2 protein-coding genes and 1 pseudogene are annotated in these 2,830 nt (G+C 69.2%); all 3 read right to left on the bottom strand.

All coding sequences use genetic code 11. The features are described from left to right. Positions 1–62: 62 nt before the first annotated feature. Positions 63–906, bottom strand: a pseudogene (locus G3O06_RS47575) (lactate permease LctP family transporter); the annotation flags it as partial. Positions 907–956: 50 nt separating this feature from the next. Continuing rightward, on the bottom strand, positions 957–2,402 hold the full coding sequence (locus G3O06_RS47580) for a LutB/LldF family L-lactate oxidation iron-sulfur protein (RefSeq protein ID WP_174915424.1): 1,446 nt from the start codon (positions 2,400–2,402) through the stop codon (positions 957–959). Further along, a partial coding sequence (locus G3O06_RS47585) for an LUD domain-containing protein (protein ID WP_205820239.1) occupies positions 2,399–2,830 on the bottom strand: 432 nt, incomplete at its 5' end. The genes G3O06_RS47585 and G3O06_RS47580, both read right to left, overlap by 4 nt.

Below are 2,830 nucleotides of genomic sequence, written 5' to 3' on the forward strand. Positions count from 1 at the left end.
TTTTTATTTGTGTCTCCGACGCCGCCTGCGCTATTTCACGAGTAGATCCGACTCTTCACCTCCCCGCCGCTCTTCCGATCTCTTCGCGGTGCGCGGCTGCCAGACCTTCAGGAACGCGGCGAGCGCGACGAGGCTGACGAGCGACGACGTGATGTCCGGCAGCTCGGGCCCGATGTGGTTCGACGTGAAGTATTGCGTCACCGCGAAGCTGCCGCCCGCGACGAGCGCGGCCGGCCAGGTCTGCCGCACGCCGCGCAGCCCGTCCATCATGAACACGAGCCAGAACGGCACCGCGAGCGACAGCAGCGGCAGCTGGCGGCCGGCCATCGCGCCGATATGGAACGGGTCGATGCCCGTCACCTGTCCGGCGACGATGATCGGAATGCCCATCGCACCGAACGCGACCGGCGCGGTATTTGCGATCAGACACAGTCCGGCCGCGTGCAGCGGCTTGAAGCCGAGGCCGACGAGCAGCGCGGCCGTGATCGCGACGGGCGCGCCGAAGCCGGCCGCGCCTTCGAGGAACGCGCCGAACGAGAAGCCGATCAGCAGCATCTGCAGGCGCTGGTCGTCGGTGATCGACAGCACGGACGCGCGAATGATGTCGAACTGGCCGGTCTTCACGACGATCTTGTAGAGGAACACGGCCGCGACGATGATCCACGCGATCGGCCACAGGCCGTACGCGAAGCCGAAGCCGGCCGCCGCGAGCGCCTGCGGCACGGGCATCCCGTATGCGAGGATCGCGACGCCGAGCGACAGCAGCAGCGTGATCGCCGCGGCGACGTGGCCCTTGAGCCGCAGCGCGGCCAGCGCAACGAAAAAGAAGATGATCGGGATTGCGGCGACGAACGCCGACAGCCCGAGGCTGCCGAGCGGGGTGTAGATCTGATGCCAGGCCTGCATGGATGTCTCCTCCATAGGTTTTTGTCGGTACGGCTTGAAAAACGAAACGGCTACTCGGGCTGGCCGCGTGCGCGCAGCAGGTCCGACAGGCTGCGCGGTGCCGGTTCGAGCGGCGTGCGGTGCTGCGTCCAGCCCATCTGCTTCGCGGGCGTCAGCGCACGCAGCCGCGTCGCGGTCCAGCGGAACGCGCGGTACGCGCGCGGATGCGCGAACGCACCCGACCAGAAGCGCCACACGAGGTCTTCCGCGCGGGTGTAGTTCGCGCCCTGGCCGCGCAGCGGATGCGCGACGGGTTCGTCGGGCTTGCGGTTCGCCTCGGTGCGCAGCCGCACGAGCAGTTGCGGGATCGGGATCCGCACCGGGCACACCTCGCCGCAGGCGCCGCACAGCGTCGACGCGGTCGGCAGGTCGGCCGTCGCGTCGAGGCCGAGCAGGTGCGGCGAGATGATCTTGCCGATCGGGCCCGGGTAGGTCGTGCCGTAGGCGTGGCCGCCGATGCGCGTATAGACGGGGCAGTGGTTCATGCACGCGCCGCAGCGGATGCACTGCAGCGTTGCGCGCAGCTGCTCGTCCGCGTAGGCCTGCGTGCGGCCGTTGTCGAGCAGCACGAGATGCAGCTCGCGCGGGCCGTCGCGTTCGCCGTCGCGGCGCGGGCCCGAGATCAGGTTGAAGTAGGTCGTGATCGCCTGCCCGGTGGCCGAACGCGTGAGCAGGCTCGACAACGGCACGATGTGCTCGAGCTTCTCGACGACCTTCTCGATCCCCATGATCGCGACGTGCGTGTCGGGCACCGTCGTCGACAGGCGGCCGTTGCCTTCGTTTTCGACGAGCCACAGCGTGCCCGTGTCGGCCGCCGCGAAGTTCACGCCCGACAGACCGATGTCCGCGTCGGCGAACGCGCGGCGTAGCGCGCGCCGGCCGGTCTGGATCAGCTCGTCGACGTCCTCCGTGTAGCGCGTGCCGGGGATGTGTTCCTCGAACAGCGCGGCGATGTCGCCACGCGTCTTGTGGATCGCCGGCATCACGATATGCGACGGTTTTTCGCCCGCGAGCTGCACGATGAATTCGCCCATGTCGGATTCGATGCAGTCGACGCCGTGCTCCGCGAGGTAATGGTTCAGCTCGATTTCCTCGCTTGCCATCGACTTGCCCTTGATCACGCGGCGCGCCTTCCGCGCCTGCGCGATGCCGAGCACGATCGCATTCGCGTCGGCGGCCGTCTCGGCCCAGTGCACGTGCACGCCGGCTTCGGTGAGCTTCGTTTCGAGCCGTTCGAGCAGCGCGGGCAACTGCGCGAGCGCGTGCTGCCGCACGGCTTCGCCGAGGTCGCGCAGCTGCTGCAGCTCGGTGTCGTCGGGGAACTGCGTCGCGCGCTTGCCTTGCAGGAAGTCCATCGCGCCGCGAAAGCTCTTGCGCAGCGCGGGATCGTCGAGCGCGGCGCGCGCACGGGCCTTGAAGTCGCCGGGGGCGACGAACTGCAGCGTGTGGTCGCTCATTGCGGAAGGTCCTCGCTGGCGGTGGCGGGCGGGTGTGCGGCCGCCGTATCGGTGACGATCACGACCCACAGGCGGCGCGGGCCGTGCGCGCCGTAGGCGAGCGTCTGCTGGATGTCGGACGTCTTCGACGGACCCGACACCAGCACGAGGTTCGTCGGCATGCCGGCGTGCCAGCGCTCAGCGTGTACCGCCGCGTGAAGGTCAGGATGCAGCGTGCTCGCGTGGACGAGCGCGACATGCAGCGGCGGCACCAGCGATACCGTGCGCGGCGTGCCGGCATCGGGCGCGAGCACGACGGTGCCGGTGGCCGCGATGCCCGAGCGGGCGACGGTGAAGCCCGCGTCGATCGTGTCGAACAGTTCGGCCTTCCACGCATCGATCGGCCGGTCGAACGGCACGGGCGCGATCGTGCCGGGCAGTACGCGGGC

Source organism: Burkholderia sp. Ac-20345 (assembly GCF_017104825.1).
Lineage (GTDB): Bacteria > Pseudomonadota > Gammaproteobacteria > Burkholderiales > Burkholderiaceae > Burkholderia > Burkholderia lata_B.

Coding starts and splice junctions, on each gene's coding strand:
- G3O06_RS47580 (WP_174915424.1), bottom strand. CDS start 2,402: ATGAGCGACCACACGCTGCAGTTCGTCGCCCCCGGCGACTTCAAGGCC.